Consider the following 15,246-nt stretch of genomic DNA (forward strand, 5'->3'; position numbering starts at 1 on the left):
AAACCTTCACTCCGGCACGTGCCTCACAGCCCCCTTGTCGGCGCTGGTGGCGAAGGCGGCGTAGGCGCGCAGCGCGGTCGTCACCTTGCGCTTGCGCTTTTCCTCCGGCTTCCAGGCCAGGGCGCCCTTGGCTTCCATCGCCGCGCGGCGTGCTTCAAGCTCAGCATCGCTGACAGCGAGGCGGATGGTGCGGTTGGGGATATCGATCTCGATCGTGTCGCCTTCCTGCACCAACCCGATCGTGCCGCCTTCGGCGGCTTCCGGCGACGCATGACCGATCGACAGGCCTGACGTGCCGCCCGAGAAGCGGCCGTCGGTGACCAGTGCGCAGGCCTTGCCGAGGCCCTTCGACTTCAGATAGCTGGTCGGGTAGAGCATTTCCTGCATGCCGGGGCCGCCGCGCGGGCCTTCATAGCGGATGACGACGACATCACCGGCCTTGATCTCGTTGGAGAGGATTGCCTTGACCGAAGCGTCCTGGCTTTCGAACACCCGCGCCGGGCCGGTGAATTTCAGGATCGATTCATCGACGCCGGCCGTCTTTACGATGCAACCGTCGAGCGCCAGATTGCCTTTCAGCACGGCAAGGCCGCCATCCCTGGAAAACGGCGTTTCCGCCGAACGGATGACACCTTTTTCACGATCGAGGTCGAGCTCGTCCCATCGGCGGTCCTGGCTGAAGGCGACCTGCGTCGGCACGCCGCCGGGCGCGGCAAGGAAGAAGTCGCGGACATTCTGGCTCGAAGTGCGGGAAATATCCCAGTGGTCGAGCGCCTCGCCGAGGCTTGATGTGTGCACAGTCGGCAGGTCGCGGTTGATCAGCCCGGCATTGTCGAGCTGGCCGAGGATGGCCATGATGCCGCCGGCGCGATGGACGTCTTCCATGTGGACGTCGGACTTGGCCGGCGCCACCTTGCAGAGCACCGGAACCCGCCGCGACAGCCGGTCGATATCCTCCATGGTGAAGTCAACCTCGCCCTCATGGGCGGCGGCCAGGATGTGCAGCACGGTGTTGGTCGAGCCACCCATGGCGATGTCGAGCGTCATGGCGTTTTCGAAAGCGCCTTTCGAAGCGATGCTGCGCGGCAGCGCCGTCTCGTCATCCTGCTCGTAATAGCGCTGGGCAAGGTCGACGACGAGATGGCCGGCCTCGACGAACAGCCGCTTGCGGTCGGCATGCGTGGCCAGCGTCGAGCCGTTGCCCGGCAGCGACAGGCCGAGCGCCTCGGTCAGGCAGTTCATCGAATTGGCGGTGAACATGCCCGAGCAGGAGCCGCAGGTCGGGCAGGCGGAGCGCTCGATGACCTTGACGTCCTCGTCGGAGATCTTGTCATCGGCCGCCGCGACCATGGCGTCAACCAGGTCGAGCGCCTGCGTCTTGCCTGCCAGCACCACCTTGCCGGCCTCCATCGGCCCGCCGGAAACGAAGACAGTCGGGATGTTGAGGCGCAGCGAGGCCATCAGCATGCCGGGGGTGATCTTGTCGCAATTGGAGATGCAGACCATGGCGTCGGCGCAGTGCGCGTTGACCATGTATTCGACGGAATCGGCGATCAGTTCGCGCGACGGCAGCGAATAGAGCATGCCGTCATGGCCCATCGCGATGCCGTCATCGACGGCGATGGTGTTGAATTCCTTGGCGACGCCGCCGGCCTTCTCGATCTCGCGCGCCACCAGCTGGCCGAGGTCCTTCAGATGGACATGGCCCGGCACGAACTGGGTGAAGGAATTGACCACGGCGATGATCGGCTTGCCGAAATCGGAATCCTTCATGCCGGTGGCGCGCCACAGGCCGCGGGCGCCGGCCATGTTGCGGCCATGGGTGGTGGTGCGGGAGCGATAGGCAGGCATGTTTTTTCCTTGGTGGCTGGCCTCGGCCCAGGAATGGCGCGGCGGAGCTGAATTCGGATCGGTGGCTTTATAGACGCGCAAGTATGGTCTGGCCAGATTTTTGCAATGCGCCACGAAATCCGGATGGACGTTGACGAGCGGCATTCGCTTGTATATAGCCAATCAGGTATATACCCTTTTGGCTATGGACATTCGATGAACCAGCTGGACGCCACTTTTGCAGCACTCGCCGATCCGACGCGCCGCGCCATTCTCGCCCGGCTCATCCAGGGCGAAGCATCCGTGATGGAACTCGCCGAGCCTTTCGCGATGAGCCAGCCTTCGATTTCCAAGCATCTCAAGGTGCTGGAAAACGCCGGGCTGATTTCACGCGGCCGCGACGCACAGCGCCGGCCCTGCCGGTTGGAGGCAAAACCGCTGGCAGAGGCCAATGACTGGCTGGAGCGATATCGCAAGATCTGGGAAGGCAACTTCCAGCGCCTCGATGCGTTGCTCGGCGCGATGAAGGCCGAGAAAGCCCCCGACAGTACCGACCAATAGCCAAAAAAGGTCGCGGCCTGTGTCGGATCGCCGGCCTGCCGCGCGTCCTTTGGCAAACAGGAGGAGGACCATCATGAGCACCACGACCTTGCCCGGTTCGACCGTCGCCACGCTGACGGTGACCACGCCCAGCGACCGCGAGATTCAGATCACCCGCATCTTCGATGCCTCGCGGCCGATGGTCTTCGACTGCTGGACGATACCGGAGCTGCTGAAGGGCTGGCTGCACGGCCCCGATGGCTGGCGGCTGGTGACCTGCGAAATAGACCTCAGGGTTGGCGGCGCCACGCGCTATGTCTGGCAGCATCGCGATGGCCGCAGCATGGGCATGAGCGGCGCCTATGGCGAGATCGTGCGTCCCGCCAGGATCGTCGCCACCGAACTGTTCGACGAGGACTGGACCGGTGGCGAAACCATAGGGACCGTGGTCTTCACCGAACAGGCCGGAAAAACGCTGCTGACGCAGACGGTGCTTTACGCCTCGCAAGCGGCCCGCGACGGCGCGCTCGGCACCGGCATGACCCGCGGCATGGGCGAGAGCTATGCCCAGCTCGACGCCTATCTCGCTTCACTTCAGGACGCCGCCAAGGGCGCCGCCTGACCCTTCCCCAATGCCCCCAAAGAGAAAAACCGAGGAGAGACGCATGCAGAAGATCACCACCTTCCTGTGGTTCGACGGCCAGGCCGAAGAGGCGATGAACCACTACATGTCGATCTTCAATAATTCGAAGGAGCTGAGCGTGACTCGTTGGCCCAAGGGCCACGCTGATGAGGGCAAGGTGCTGGTGGCCTCGTTCGAACTCGACGGCGTCCCGTTCCTGGCGCTCAATGGCGGACCACAATACAAGTTCACCGAGGCGATCTCACTGTCGATCGACTGCAAGACGCAGGAAGAAGTCGATCATTTCTGGACCAGGCTCACGGAAGGCGGCGGCGAACCAGGACCCTGTGGCTGGCTGAAGGACAAATTCGGCGTTTCCTGGCAGGTTGTGCCGGAACAACTGCCGCGTCTGCTTGGGGATGCGGACCGCGCCAAGGCCGGACGGGCGATGAATGCGATGATGCAGATGGGCAAGATCGACATCGCCAAGCTCGAGGAGGCGGCGAAGGGGTGAGAAGCGGTCCGCGTAGCGGACGAAAAGCCAATTGCTTGGCTTTTCGAGCTTCGAACGGTGAAGACCCGGTCCGCCTTTGGCGGATCAAAAGGTCCAGTGGACCTTTTGAAGGGGCTGAACGCCTGGAGGGCTGGGAGCCCGCGAAGGGCCGGGGCACATTCGCCAGTCCTTCAACGTCGGCGCTGCCCCTCATCCGCCCTTCGGGCACCTTCTCCCCGTGAAACGGGGAGAAGGGAAAGGGTGCCTATGCCGCCTTATCGCGGACCTGGTAGTCCTTGATGGTGGCGAAGCGGATGGCTTTCCAGCGTTCGGCTTCATAGTTCAGCGAGAAGGCGTGTTGGGCCAGGAACACCGGGTCGTTGTCGAGGTCCCTGGCAATGTCGCCGCGATGCGCCTCGATGAAGCGGTGCACTTCGGCCTTGTCGTCGGCCGAAATCCAGCGGCAGACGGAAAAGCGCGACATCTCGAACTCGACCGGCAGCGTGTATTCGAAGTTCAGCCGCTCTTTCAACACGTCGAGCTGCAGGGCGCCGACGACGCCGACGATGGCAGGTGAGCCGTCCTCGGGCGAGAACAGCTGCACGACGCCTTCCTCGGCCATCTGGTGCAGCGCTTCCTTGAGTTTCTTCGCCTTCATGGCGTCGCCGAGGCGCACGCGGCGCAGGATTTCCGGGGCGAAGTTCGGCACGCCCCGGAAAAGAATTTCCTCGCCCTCGGTCAGCGTGTCGCCAATGCGCAGCGTGCCGTGGTTGGGAATGCCGACGACATCGCCGGCGAACGCTTCATCCGCCGTGACGCGGGTGCGGGCGAAGAAGAACTGCGGCGCCGACAGGCTCATCGGCTTGCCCGTGCGCACCAGCTTGGCCTTCATGCCGCGCTCGAGCTTGCCCGAGCAGACGCGCACGAAAGCGATGCGATCGCGGTGGTTGGGGTCCATGTTGGCCTGGATCTTGAAGACGAAGGACGTCATCTTGTCCTCGGTCGCCTCGACCTTGCGGGTGTCGGCCTCCTGCGCGCGCGGTGGCGGGCCGAAGGCGCCGAGCGCCTCGATCAGGTCGCGCACGCCATAATTGCGCAGCGCCGAGCCGAAATAGACCGGCGTCAGATGGCCCTCGCGGAAGGCATCAATATCAAGAGGTCGGCAAGCCTCGCGGGCGAGTTCCAGTTCCTCGATGAAGGCCTCGCGCTCGTTCTCTGGCAGCAGCCCGGCGACGCGGTTGGAATCGGGACCGTTGACCGGCGTGCGTTCCTTCTCGTCGTCGCCCTTGCGCACCGCGTTCAACGCCAGGTGATAGGTGCCGGAAAATGTCCTGCCGCGGCCGATCGGCCAAGTAATGGGTGCGGTATCCAGCGCCAGCTTCTGCTCGATCTCGTCCAGAATCTCGAACGGATCGCGGCTTTCGCGGTCCATCTTGTTGACGAAGGTGATGATCGGGATGTCGCGCAGCCGGCAGACTTCGAACAGTTTCAGCGTGCGCGGCTCGATGCCCTTGGCGGCGTCGATGACCATGACGGCCGAGTCCACCGCCGACAGGGTGCGATAGGTATCGTCGGCGAAATCCTCGTGGCCGGGCGTGTCGAGCAGGTTGAAGACGTTGTCTTCATACTCGAAGGTCATCACCGAAGTGACGACCGAAATACCGCGCTCGCGCTCGATCTTCATCCAGTCGGACCGGGTCTGGATCTTGTCCTTCTTGGCCTTGACCTCGCCGGCAAGCTGGATGGCGCCGCCGAACAGCAGCAGCTTCTCGGTGAGCGTCGTCTTGCCGGCGTCCGGGTGCGCGATGATCGCGAAGGTGCGGCGGCGCGCCACTTCCTCTGGTATTGTTTCGGGCATTCTCTGGGATTTCCGTGTGACAGGCCGGGCTTCTAGCAGCGTAGTGCCGGGCTGTCGACCGGTCCGGCGGCGCGGACGCCGCCGGATGCCATGGCTTGTCTCAGGCCAGCTCGCCCGTCCGGCTCGCCAAAACGACCTCCGGGAGCCAGCTGGCGATGGCGCTGCCTATCGCGTCGGCATGATCCTCCTGCAGATAGTGCGCGCCGGGCCCGAGATTGATGAAACCGCAGTTCTTCAAACCGGCCGCGAATTCCTTCGCAGCCTGCGGCCCGATCAGCGCGCCCGGATCCCCCGCGAATAGCAGTTTCGGATAGGGGGACAGGCGCAGCGAGCGATGGTCGTGCGCGCTGATAGCGGCAACGTCGGCGGGCTGGTTCTCGATAGGCATTTCCCGGGGCAGGCGCAGGGCCGGCTTGCGCGATTGCGGCGTGGGGAACGGCGCCCGGTAAGCGTCCATTTCCTTGTCGCTCATCGTGCGCAGCACCGAGGCCGGCAGCACTTTCTCGACGAAGACATTGTCTTCCAGAACCAGCTTTTCGCCGACACCGGCAGTGCGGAGCGCCTTGAACATTTCGCGGGCTTGCGGGCGCTGGTGAAAATCCTCCCAGCGCTCGAAGGGCCGGATGAATTCCATGAAGGCGAGGCCGAGGATGCGCTGCGGCCGCCTTGCCGCGAGATGGAAGGCAAGGGCCGTGCCCCAATCCTGCGCGACCAGCACCACGTCGCTGATATCGAGGGCGTCGAGGAAGGCATCGAGATAGCGGACATGATCGAAGAAGCGATAGTCGATATCGGGCTTGCCGGACTGGCCATAGCCGATCAGGTCAGGCGCGATGCAGCGGCCAAACGGCGCGACATGAGGGATGATGTCGCGCCAGATATGGGACGAGGTCGGGTTGCCATGCAGGAACAGCACGGTCGGTCCGGAGGCTCCCGCCTCGACATAGGACATGGTCGAATCGAGTACGGCAATCTGCGCACGTCTCGGCGCGGTGGCGACGGGCTGAGGCGGGTTGGCTTTCGAACTCATGGGGTCGGCTCCTTTGCGAACACCGTGCTGAAGATGACTTTCTTGAACCGCTCGAGCGGTTCGGGGCTGCGCTCGACCTTCATGCGCAGCATGGCGCCCTGCCAGGACGACAGCAGGAAATCGGCGAGGTCCTCGGCCTCGAAGGTCTTGGCGATGTCGCCAGCTGCCTGGCCTTCCGCGATGCAAACGGCGAATGGCTGGCGCCAGCGCTCGAAGATAGCGACGAGTTGCAAGCGCAACGGCTCGCTGTGCACCGCTGTCTCGAGGCTGAGATTGCCGATCATGCAGCCGCGCGCCCAGTCATGCGCCTCGAGCTTCGAGGTGATGACGTCGAGGTAGCGGCGCAGCCTGCCGATGGGCGGCGTGCCGTCCTGCGCCAGCGCTGCCTCGACCAGCCCACTGACATAGGTGAAGTAGCGGTCCAGCACTTCGCCGACGAACGCCTCCTTGGAGGCGAAATGATTGGTGAAGGATCCCGGCCGGGCATCGGCGGCGGCAACGATGTCGCGCACGCCGGCGGCAGCATAGCCTGAATTCCAGATGGTCCGGAAACCGGCGTCGAGGAGTTTTTCGCGGAGTGATTGTCTAGCCATGGCCGAATAATACGTACGTACGTATTACTGTCAAGCACATATTTTTGCCGTGTCCGATGTTGGCAAGAGACGAATGGGGTGGCACTGCAAGAGCATCCTCGGCGGACCACCAGGTAAAGGAGCGAACATGGCTGCGGCGAAACAAGTGATCGTCATCGGCGCCGGCATCATCGGCGCCTCGATCGCCTGGCATCTGACCAGGGCAGGCGCGCGGGTCACGGTCGTTTCCGAAAGCGGCCCAGGTGGCGTCGCGACACCCAATTCCTTTGCCTGGATCAACGCCAGCTGGGGCAACCCAGAGATCTATTTCCGGCTGCGAACCCGCGCCATGGCCGAGTGGAGGCGACTGGCGAATGAACTGTCTGGGCTGCCGCTCGCCTGGTGCGGCGGCCTGTGCTGGGACCTGCCGGCCGACCGGGTCGAGGCCTACGCGGCCGAACACTCTTCATGGGGCTACGGCATCGAACGCGTTGGCCGCGAGCGGGCGGCGCAAATCGAACCCAACCTCGCCGAGCCTCCTGAATTCGCCGTCTATGTCGCGGAGGAAGGCGTGGCCGAACCGGTTGCGACGGCCAGGGCCCTGCTGGCGGATGCCGAACGGCATGGCGCGCGGGTCGTTGCGAGCACGGTCTCGGCGCTGGTCCAGACCAATGGCAGGACGACCGGCGTGGACACATCGCATGGGCTGATTGCCGCCGACGAGGTGGTGATCGCGGCTGGCGTCGGCTCGCCCGACATTGCCGCGACGGCCGGCATCAAGCTGCCGATCGAAACGCCCCCTGGCCTGATCGTCCATTCGCGGCCATACAAAAGGCTGCTCAACGGCCTGGTGCACGCCGAGAGGCTGCACATACGCCAGACAGCCGAGGGCCGCATCATCGCCGGCTCGGATTTCGCCGGCGGCGATCCCGGCGAGAACCCCGAAGCCACGGCACGCGACTTGTTCGCGGCCACGAAAGCGGCGTTGCGCGACGCCGAAGGGCTGGAACTCGATTTCCACACCATCGGCTACCGCCCCAATCCGATCGACGGTTTTCCGATCATCGGCCGAGCCGAGGGCATGGACGGGCTCTATGTCGCGGTGATGCATTCAGGTATCACGCTGGCGCCGGCCGTTGGCCTGTTTACGGCCAGGGAAATCCTCGATGGTGAGCGCGACCCGTTGCTGACGCCCTATGGGTTGTCGCGCTTCGCTCAATAGCCCGGCGGGCGGCGAAAGCCGCCGGTGAGCGGCTCGATCGCCGCCGCGACACCAAGCAGCCGCGCCTCCGACCAGCGTTTGCCGACCAATTGCAGGCCGATCGGCAGGCCGTCGCGATCTTCTCCGCACGGCATCGAAAGTGCCGGATGGCCGCTGTAGTTGAAGACGGCGCCATAGGCCGGCAGCATCCAGTAGTTTTGGCCCTTGCCGTCAACCTTGATCGGCGTGCCCGGTTCGCAATGCGGAAAGGCCGTGGTCATCGCGACCGGGCAGAGCAGCGCATCCCAGTCGTCGAAGAACCGGTCCCAGGCGAGAATGGATCGGTCGCGGCGGGCGAGCGCTTCGAACCAGCGCGATACCGGTGTCGGTCGCTCCGGCGGCTCCTGCTGCGCCGCCTCCATCATCATGCCGATCAGTGCCCCGCCTTGGGCGAGATCGTCGTGCAAGTCGAGCTTGGGCAGCTTCGCCTGCTCCACGATCGCCCCAGCCGTTTGCAGCTGCCTTGCGAGGTTCTCGACCGTGACGCCGATGTTGCCGGCCACCGGCAAGCCGGGGAAGGACGGCGCGCAGGCGATGCGCAATGTCTTCAGGTCGAGCCTCGGCGTGGTCTCGACCGGCACCGACGCCAGATCGGTGTCGCGTCCATCCGGCCCGGCTATGATTCGATAGATCAGCGACAGATCGTCCACGCCGCGCGCCAGCGGGCCAAGGCAGGACATCAGCCGCACGCTGCGCGCGGCATCGTCAGGATTTGGGAAGGCGCCGGCCAGCGAGACGCGGTGTTCGGTCGGCTTCAGGCCATAGACGCCGCAGAACGCGGCGGGCAGGCGGATCGAATCCTGCATGTCGGTGCCGACGTCGAACGGCGTCATACCGGCCGCCACCGCCACAGCGGCGCCGCCGCTCGAGCCGCCCGCCGTGCGCTCAAGGTTCCAAGGATTGCTGGTGCGCCCGAACAGCGGATTGTTCGACTGCCAGTCGGACAGCATAGTGGCGACATTGGTCTTGGCCATCAGCACACCGCCGGCTGCCTTCAGCCTGGCAACGACCGGGCTGTCGCGGCTCGCCACATAATCGGCGAAGGGCGGGAAGCCGACAGTGGTTTTCATGCCGGATGTCTCGTGCATGTCCTTCAGCGTGAAGGGAACGCCATGCAGCGGCCCGAGCGTGCCGCCGCGCGCGAGTGCCGCATCGGCCTTCCTGGCGCGTTCGTACGCGCCCTCCCTGTCGAGCGAGATGACTGCGTTGACGCCTCCATTGTGCCGGTCGATCTGCGCCAGATGGGCATCGAGCGCTTCGACGGCGGAGATTTTGCGACGGGCGATGGCTGCGGCGAGTTCGACTGTCGAGGAGAAGACAAGGTCCATGGCGAATGCTCCGGCTTGGCCGCGCTCGCTTGGAAAATGGCGGACAGCGACACGACTTCAAGCGGAGTTGAGCATTCGGAGCCTGGTGGTGCTTGATCGAAATTGCGCCGACCGTCTGTCGAGATCAGCGCTTTGCGCCCCTCCGTCCTGCGGCGTTTCCGACTTGGAGAAGGATTTACCCGACTAGGGCCAGCTTCGCCGCCGTCGGCGCAAATGGCCGAATGCTGATCCCATCGCCAGTCATGGTGACGAAACTCGATGGCGGGATCGCCTGCCAATCTCCACCCTCGCGATCGAAAGGTTCGGAGACGATGCAGCGGCCGCCGCCTTTGCGCAAGGAGGAGGTGTAAAGCGTCGGCGCATGGGCGTCGGTGGCGTAGCGTACCGCATGCAGGGCCTGCCCGTCCGAGAAGGCGGCGGTGAGTTTCAGTGCCGGTTCGAGACCGGCGCGGCGCGAGGCTTCGAGCACACGGGCAGTGGCGCGCGAGACCGCGCCTTGCGGGTCGCCGGCCAACCCCTCGTCGATCATCAGCAGAAAGAACAGTTCGGAATCGGTGGTGCCTTCGCGCTGGTCGAAGACGGCGTCGGACAGCGAATTCTCCAGCGCGCGGCGGATCTTCTCGAAGCCGCCGATCTGGCCATTGTGCATGAACGACCAGCGGCCGGAGATGAAGGGATGGCAGTTCATGCGGCTGGTGGCGCCCCCGGTGGAGGCCCGCACATGGGCGAGGAACAGGCCGGATTTGATCTGCCGGCACAGGCTCTTCAGATTGGGATCGGACCAGGCCGGCAGGATGTCGCGGTAGAGGCCGGGCTCCGGCCGGTCGCCATACCAGGCAAGGCCGAAACCGTCGCCATTGGTCGGCGACTTGGCTTCCTGGGCGCAATGGCTCTGAGCGATCAGCGAGTGGCAGGGAGCCGTCAGAATGTCTTCAAGAAAGACCGCTTCACCGAGATAGGCCGCCCACCGGCACATCGCTTCTGTCGTCCTCTAGGCGCGATCCGGAAGAGCCGCCGGCTCCTTGGTCGCGTGTGTGCCTCTGTTGTGCGTCCGTTCGTAAAGCTCGCGGACGATTCGGCTGGCGGTAGTCTCGAAGAGAAATGGCAAGAAAGCGTGAACGAGGGCGGCGCTGGCCGCCAGCAGCAGGCGCGAGGAGAACCAGGCGGCAAAGGCCATATGGCCGAAATAGGTTTCGCCAACCTTAGCCGGATGAGAAGTGAATATCCTTGCAACCGACATTGAGGTCCCCTTCAGCGCTTGCTTGCCGATATGAGTATCCTGGCATGCTTCGCCGGTTCATCGGTCTCAAAATATCCTTGTGTTTTACCATTTCATGAGACAAGCATCCCAACATGGCGCTTGATATCGACGAAATAGACCGGAAACTGCTTACCGAATTGCAACGCGACGGCACGCTGTCGGTCGACCAGCTGTCGGAACGGGTGGCGTTGTCGCGCAATGCCTGCTGGCGCCGGGTCAAGCGGCTGGAGGAGGATGGCGTCATCACCGGGCGCGTGGCGCTGGTCGATGCCGACAAGCTCGGGCTTGGCCTTTCGGTGTTCATCCTGATCCGCACGTCCAATCATGATCCCGACTGGTTGCAAAGGTTTCGGGCGGCGGTGACCGGCCTTCCCGAAATCACCGGCGTCTACCGCATGTCCGGCGATCTCGACTATGTCCTGCGTGCCCGGGTCGCCGACGTGAAGGCCTATGACCGGCTCTACCAGCGGCTGATCGCCAAGGTGGCACTGTCCGATGTGTCCGCCTCCTTCGTCATGGAGGAGATCAAGGAGACGACGGTTGTTCCAATGGAAGTGCGCTAAGGCGTGCTCAGGTCATAGTGATGCCTGAAAGAAAGCCGTTGATAGCGGCGCGCGCGAATTGACCGAATCGGCAATCGCGCCGATAGGATCGATTTTATGCGCGCAGCCTTCCAAAACTCCTCCGTCATCGGTCCGACCGTCGGCTTCGTCAGATTGCCGCATGCTGAAGGACTTCCCCTCCCCGCCTACGAAAGCGCCGGCGCTGCAGGCATGGATCTTCGCGCGGCGGTGCCCGACGACCGGCCGCTGCTGATCCTGCCTGGGAAACGCGCCTTGGTGCCGACCGGGCTGATCCTGGAAATACCCGAAGGCATGGAAGGCCAGGTGCGGCCGCGCTCGGGCCTTGCCTTCAAGCATGGCCTCACCGTCCTCAATTCGCCCGGCACGGTCGACAGCGACTATCGCGGCGAGGTGAAGGTGCTGCTGGTCAATCTCGGCGACGAGGATTTTGCCGTGACGCGCGGCATGCGCATCGCCCAGATCGTTTTCGCCGCTGTGACGCAAGTGGCTGTCGAAGAGCGTTCGCTGGCCGGTGGCACGGCGCGTGGTTCGGGCGGGTTCGGATCGACCGGCACCGCCTGATGCGAGTACCTAAACTCGTTATCTTCGACTGCGACGGGATCCTCGTCGACACCGAAAATCTCGCCAATCGACGCCTTGCCGAATGGCTGAGCGCGGCCGGCTATCCGACGAACTTCGAATATTGCCGCAAGAATTTCTCCGGCCGCAGCATGGCCTCGGTGCAGAAGGAGATCGAGGAGACAACAGAGGTCAGGCTCGGCGTCGATTTCGTCGATCGCTGGAATGCCGGCCTGCCCGACCTGTTTTCCCATGGCGTCGAGGCGATCCCCTATGTCCGGGAGTTCATCGAGGCGGTCCGCGCGGCCGGCATTCCCTATTGCGTCGCCACTTCGGCACGGGTGTCGAAGATGCACATCACGCTTGGCCAGACCGGGCTGTTGCCGCTGTTCGAACATGCGATGTTTTCCTCGACCATGGTCGGGCGCGGCAAGCCATTCCCGGACCTGTTCCTGCATGCGGCCAAGACAATGGGCTTCGCGCCCGCCGATTGCATCGTCATCGAGGACAGCGTCGCCGGCACGCAGGCCGGCATCGCCGCCGGCATGCGGGTGTTTTCCTATCATGGCGATCCCTATTCCGACCGCGATGGTCTGATCGAGGCAGGCGGCATCCTGTTCGACGACATGCGCGAACTGGCCGGGCTTGTGCCGATCCACTGATCCGGTTCCAGCACGGCTGCGCGGTGCTGGAACCCGTGCTAGAGCGTTTCACCGTTTCATGGAAACGGCGAACCGCTCTAACTCTTTGTTTTGACGCAATTCCAGACGGAAAACCGCTCACACTTTTCCTGGAACTGCTCTAGCGTGAGCGGCCTGATCTTGGGGGGCGCTCATGCCAACGAATTCTTTTCGCTTCATCCTCGCCGTGATGCTGCTGCCGTTCTTGTGGACCGCGGCCGGCGCGCAAGCCGTCAGCTTTCCGGACCTGGGCAGCCCGCTGCCTGGCCGCGGCGATGTCGCCTATCTCGACCTGGCCAAATTGATCATCCCGAGCCTCGCCGCGGACGGGAACGGTTTCTACAAGGGCGGGCCGCCGATCGAAATGCGCCACATCGAGGGGCCGGATAGCGGTGGCTCGCCGCCCGAGACGACAAGCCTGCCCAATGCCGCCGTGCTTCCCATCAAGGCCGGCGGCAAGGACCGGCTGGCCATTCTATTCGACCTTGGCGATTCTCCCGACAGCGCCGAGGGCTATGCGGTGCTGGCGCTCTACGACGTCACGGCCAGGCCGAAACTGCTCGATGCGGCCAATGTCGCGGTCGACCGCAGCACCTATTTCCGCGAACCGAACAAGCTTCCGATCGGCGCCGGCGACGACATGCTCATCACCATGAGCACGCATTTCAATTCGAGCCAGGGCTATGTGATCACGCCGCTGATCATGGTTAGCGACGACAAATTCGAGCTGATCGACATGATCTACACGTTCGACGAAAGGCTCTGCGCCTACAGCCGCAAGCAGGACATGGCTTTCGAGACCATCGCCGACGGCCAGCCCTATGCGGCGATCAAGGTGACGGTGACCGACAGCACCGTGCCGAGCGATGAAAGCTGCGATGACGCGCCGCCCGATGCGGCGTCACACGACATTTCCGTCACCTATCATTGGGACAAGAAGACATCGCGCTACCTCAAGGATTCCGACGCATTCGAGAAATTGGCAGCAGAGAACGAGAAACGCTTCTGAACCAAGCGCATTTATTTGCCCGGCCGAAGGCGGCGCGATAGCATCCGCCCCCAAACACTTGTGATGGGGAGCATTCATGGACAAGGGCAAGATCTTTCGCGACCTGCATGCCTCGACCTTCGTCATGCCCAATCCCTGGGATCCGGGCACGACCAAGCTGCTCGGATCCTTCGGCTTCAAGGCGCTGGCGACGACCAGCGCCGGCTTTGCCTTTTCGCGCGGCCTGCCGGACGGCGCGGTGACCTTCGAGCAGATGATCCATCATTGCCGCGAGGTGACGGCGGCGACCGACCTGCCGGTCTCGGCCGATCTCGAGAAAGGCAAGGGCGACAGCGCCGAGCGGGCCGCCGAAACCATTTTCGCGGCGGAAGCGGCCGGCCTTGCCGGCTGCTCTATCGAGGACCACACCGGCGATCCCGACAGGCCGATCTATGATTTCTCCCACGCGGTCGAGCGCGTCGCCGCGGCGGTGGAGGCGGCGCGAGCCTTGAAACGCGATTTCGTCTTCACGGCGCGGGCCGAGAATTTTCTGTGGGGCAAGTCCGATCTCGACGACACCATCAAGCGGCTGCAGGCCTTCGAGAAGGCCGGCGCCGACGTGCTCTATGCGCCTGGGATCGGCGATGTCGAGATGGTGCGCACCTTGTGTTCGGCGGTCAGCAAGCCGGTCAACGTCATGGCGAAACCCGGCTTCACCATCGCCGATCTCTCAATGGCAGGAGTGAAGCGCATTTCGCTCGGGCCGTGGCTGACCAATTTCGCCTATGGCATGCTGGAGACGGCGACGCGCGAAATCCAGCAGGACGGCACGTTCGGCTTCACCCGCGCCGCCATGCCGTTCGGCAAATTGCAGGCGCTGTTCGGCAAGTCCCCGGATTAAACGGCCGCCGCCGCATGGCGACCGCGGTCACCGGCGGCTTTCGCGGGCCGAGATTGCCTTGTGCAGATGCACCATCATGGCGGCGGCGAAGAGCGGCGTCAGCAGATTGAGCAGGGGCACGGCAAGGAAGGCCGCAATGACCAGGCCGGCGAGGAACACCGTGCCGGCATACTGCCGGCGCAAGGCCCTGGCTTCGTCCTCGGGGCGAAAGCGCATCGCGGCGAATTCGAAGAATTCGCGACCGAGCAGATAGCCGTTGACGACGAAGAAGGCGGCGATGTTGACGCCCGGCACCAGCAGGAGCATGAGCGCCACGATGTTGCCGAGGATGACGACGCCGAGGAATTTTATCGCCAGCACCAGCGAGCGCAATGCCGGCATGGCGCGCCCGACCGGGTCGCGGGGATAGTCGGTGCGTTCGACCACTTCGGCGACATCGTCGAGGAACAGGCCGGCGATCACCGCCGTGACCGGCGCGACGAGCAGCGCCATGCCGAAGGCAAGCACTATCGCCGCGATGATGCCGCCCAGCCAGCCGGCCCAGGACGGTATGCCCGGCAGCAAGGTCTGGAGCCATGGCAAGGCCAGCCATTCGACAAGGCTGGTCAGGCCGAACCACAAGGCGACCAGCGCCAGCACGGTCAAGCCCAGCGTCTTGATGAACACGGCGCGAAACGGCGGCGAGAGCAGCTCAAGGGCCGCAATGCGGGCAGCGTCGAAAATCACCGTGCTTCAACCCC

Annotated in this window: 17 protein-coding genes; 9 read left to right on the forward strand and 8 right to left on the reverse strand. The window is 64.0% G+C overall.

All coding sequences use genetic code 11. The features are described 5' to 3' along the window. Positions 1–6: 6 nt before the first annotated feature. Positions 7–1,851 (reverse strand): dihydroxy-acid dehydratase, encoded by a 1,845-nt coding sequence (gene ilvD / locus QQK95_RS18555; protein WP_284275299.1) that lies wholly within the window; start codon positions 1,849–1,851, stop codon positions 7–9. Positions 1,852–2,046: 195 nt separating this feature from the next. On the opposite strand from ilvD, the gene QQK95_RS18560 reads away from it, so the two are divergent. From QQK95_RS18560 to QQK95_RS18570, 3 genes are all read left to right on the forward strand, one after another. Further along, entirely contained in the window at positions 2,047–2,391 is a 345-nt protein-coding gene (locus QQK95_RS18560) for an ArsR/SmtB family transcription factor (protein ID WP_184877243.1), read from the forward strand. A 73-nt stretch (positions 2,392–2,464) separates the two neighbouring features. Next, positions 2,465–2,992 carry an SRPBCC family protein gene (locus QQK95_RS18565; RefSeq protein WP_284275301.1) on the forward strand — a complete coding sequence of 176 codons (528 nt, stop codon included), beginning with the start codon at positions 2,465–2,467 and terminating at the stop codon, positions 2,990–2,992. Positions 2,993–3,035: 43 nt separating this feature from the next. Next, positions 3,036–3,506 (forward strand): VOC family protein, encoded by a 471-nt coding sequence (locus QQK95_RS18570; protein WP_284275302.1) that lies wholly within the window; start codon positions 3,036–3,038, stop codon positions 3,504–3,506. Between the two features lie 244 nt (positions 3,507–3,750). Here the strand turns inward: QQK95_RS18570 and QQK95_RS18575 are convergent, their stop codons facing one another. The 3 genes from QQK95_RS18575 to QQK95_RS18585 form a co-directional block, all read right to left on the reverse strand. Continuing rightward, on the reverse strand, positions 3,751–5,343 hold the full coding sequence (locus QQK95_RS18575; protein WP_202351760.1) for a peptide chain release factor 3: 1,593 nt from the start codon (positions 5,341–5,343) through the stop codon (positions 3,751–3,753). Between the two features lie 100 nt (positions 5,344–5,443). Further along, positions 5,444–6,373 (reverse strand): haloalkane dehalogenase, encoded by a 930-nt coding sequence (locus QQK95_RS18580; RefSeq protein WP_284275305.1) that lies wholly within the window; start codon positions 6,371–6,373, stop codon positions 5,444–5,446. Next, positions 6,370–6,966, reverse strand: a complete 597-nt coding sequence (locus tag QQK95_RS18585) for a TetR/AcrR family transcriptional regulator (protein ID WP_019862920.1) — start codon at positions 6,964–6,966, stop codon at positions 6,370–6,372. Before QQK95_RS18585 ends, QQK95_RS18580 begins: the two co-directional genes overlap by 4 nt. Positions 6,967–7,093: 127 nt before the next feature. On the opposite strand from QQK95_RS18585, the gene QQK95_RS18590 reads away from it, so the two are divergent. Continuing rightward, positions 7,094–8,167, forward strand: coding sequence for an NAD(P)/FAD-dependent oxidoreductase (locus tag QQK95_RS18590; protein ID WP_284275307.1), 1,074 nt, complete (start codon positions 7,094–7,096; stop codon positions 8,165–8,167). Here QQK95_RS18590 and QQK95_RS18595 read toward each other — a convergent pair. From QQK95_RS18595 to QQK95_RS18605, 3 genes are all read right to left on the reverse strand, one after another. Beyond that, positions 8,161–9,534: an amidase gene (locus tag QQK95_RS18595; protein WP_284275309.1), complete on the reverse strand. Its 1,374-nt coding sequence runs from the start codon at positions 9,532–9,534 to the stop codon at positions 8,161–8,163. The genes QQK95_RS18590 and QQK95_RS18595 overlap by 7 nt on opposite strands. Before the next feature lie 175 nt (positions 9,535–9,709). Beyond that, entirely contained in the window at positions 9,710–10,510 is an 801-nt protein-coding gene (locus QQK95_RS18600; protein ID WP_284275311.1) for a class II glutamine amidotransferase, read from the reverse strand. Between the two features lie 15 nt (positions 10,511–10,525). After that, a complete protein-coding gene (locus QQK95_RS18605; RefSeq protein ID WP_024505786.1) occupies positions 10,526–10,774 on the reverse strand; it encodes a DUF6356 family protein in 249 nt (82 codons plus the stop codon). A 113-nt stretch (positions 10,775–10,887) separates the two neighbouring features. Here QQK95_RS18605 and QQK95_RS18610 point away from each other — a divergent pair, with 113 nt between their 5' ends. The 5 genes from QQK95_RS18610 to QQK95_RS18630 all read left to right on the forward strand — a co-directional run bounded on the left by QQK95_RS18610 (position 10,888) and on the right by QQK95_RS18630 (position 14,506). Beyond that, positions 10,888–11,358, forward strand: coding sequence for an Lrp/AsnC family transcriptional regulator (locus QQK95_RS18610; protein ID WP_284275322.1), 471 nt, complete (start codon positions 10,888–10,890; stop codon positions 11,356–11,358). Between the two features lie 96 nt (positions 11,359–11,454). Further along, a complete protein-coding gene (gene dut, locus QQK95_RS18615) occupies positions 11,455–11,940 on the forward strand; it encodes a dUTP diphosphatase (RefSeq protein ID WP_284275324.1) in 486 nt (161 codons plus the stop codon). Continuing rightward, complete coding sequence (locus QQK95_RS18620) at positions 11,940–12,599, forward strand: HAD family hydrolase (protein ID WP_284275326.1); 660 nt, start codon at positions 11,940–11,942, stop codon at positions 12,597–12,599. The genes dut and QQK95_RS18620 overlap by 1 nt, the downstream gene beginning before the upstream one ends. 172 nt (positions 12,600–12,771) lie before the next feature. Continuing rightward, complete coding sequence (locus QQK95_RS18625) at positions 12,772–13,626, forward strand: hypothetical protein (protein ID WP_284275328.1); 855 nt, start codon at positions 12,772–12,774, stop codon at positions 13,624–13,626. Positions 13,627–13,702: 76 nt separating this feature from the next. Next, positions 13,703–14,506 carry an isocitrate lyase/PEP mutase family protein gene (locus QQK95_RS18630; RefSeq protein WP_284275330.1) on the forward strand — a complete coding sequence of 268 codons (804 nt, stop codon included), beginning with the start codon at positions 13,703–13,705 and terminating at the stop codon, positions 14,504–14,506. 27 nt (positions 14,507–14,533) lie between these two features. On the opposite strand, the gene QQK95_RS18635 is transcribed toward QQK95_RS18630, so the two are convergent. Beyond that, the gene (locus tag QQK95_RS18635) at positions 14,534–15,232 is read right to left on the reverse strand and encodes a sulfate transporter family protein (protein ID WP_284275332.1); all 699 of its coding nucleotides are present in this window, start codon (positions 15,230–15,232) and stop codon (positions 14,534–14,536) included. Positions 15,233–15,246: the final 14 nt, after the last annotated feature.

The organism is Mesorhizobium huakuii, from assembly GCF_030160235.1.
GTDB lineage: Bacteria > Pseudomonadota > Alphaproteobacteria > Rhizobiales > Rhizobiaceae > Mesorhizobium > Mesorhizobium huakuii.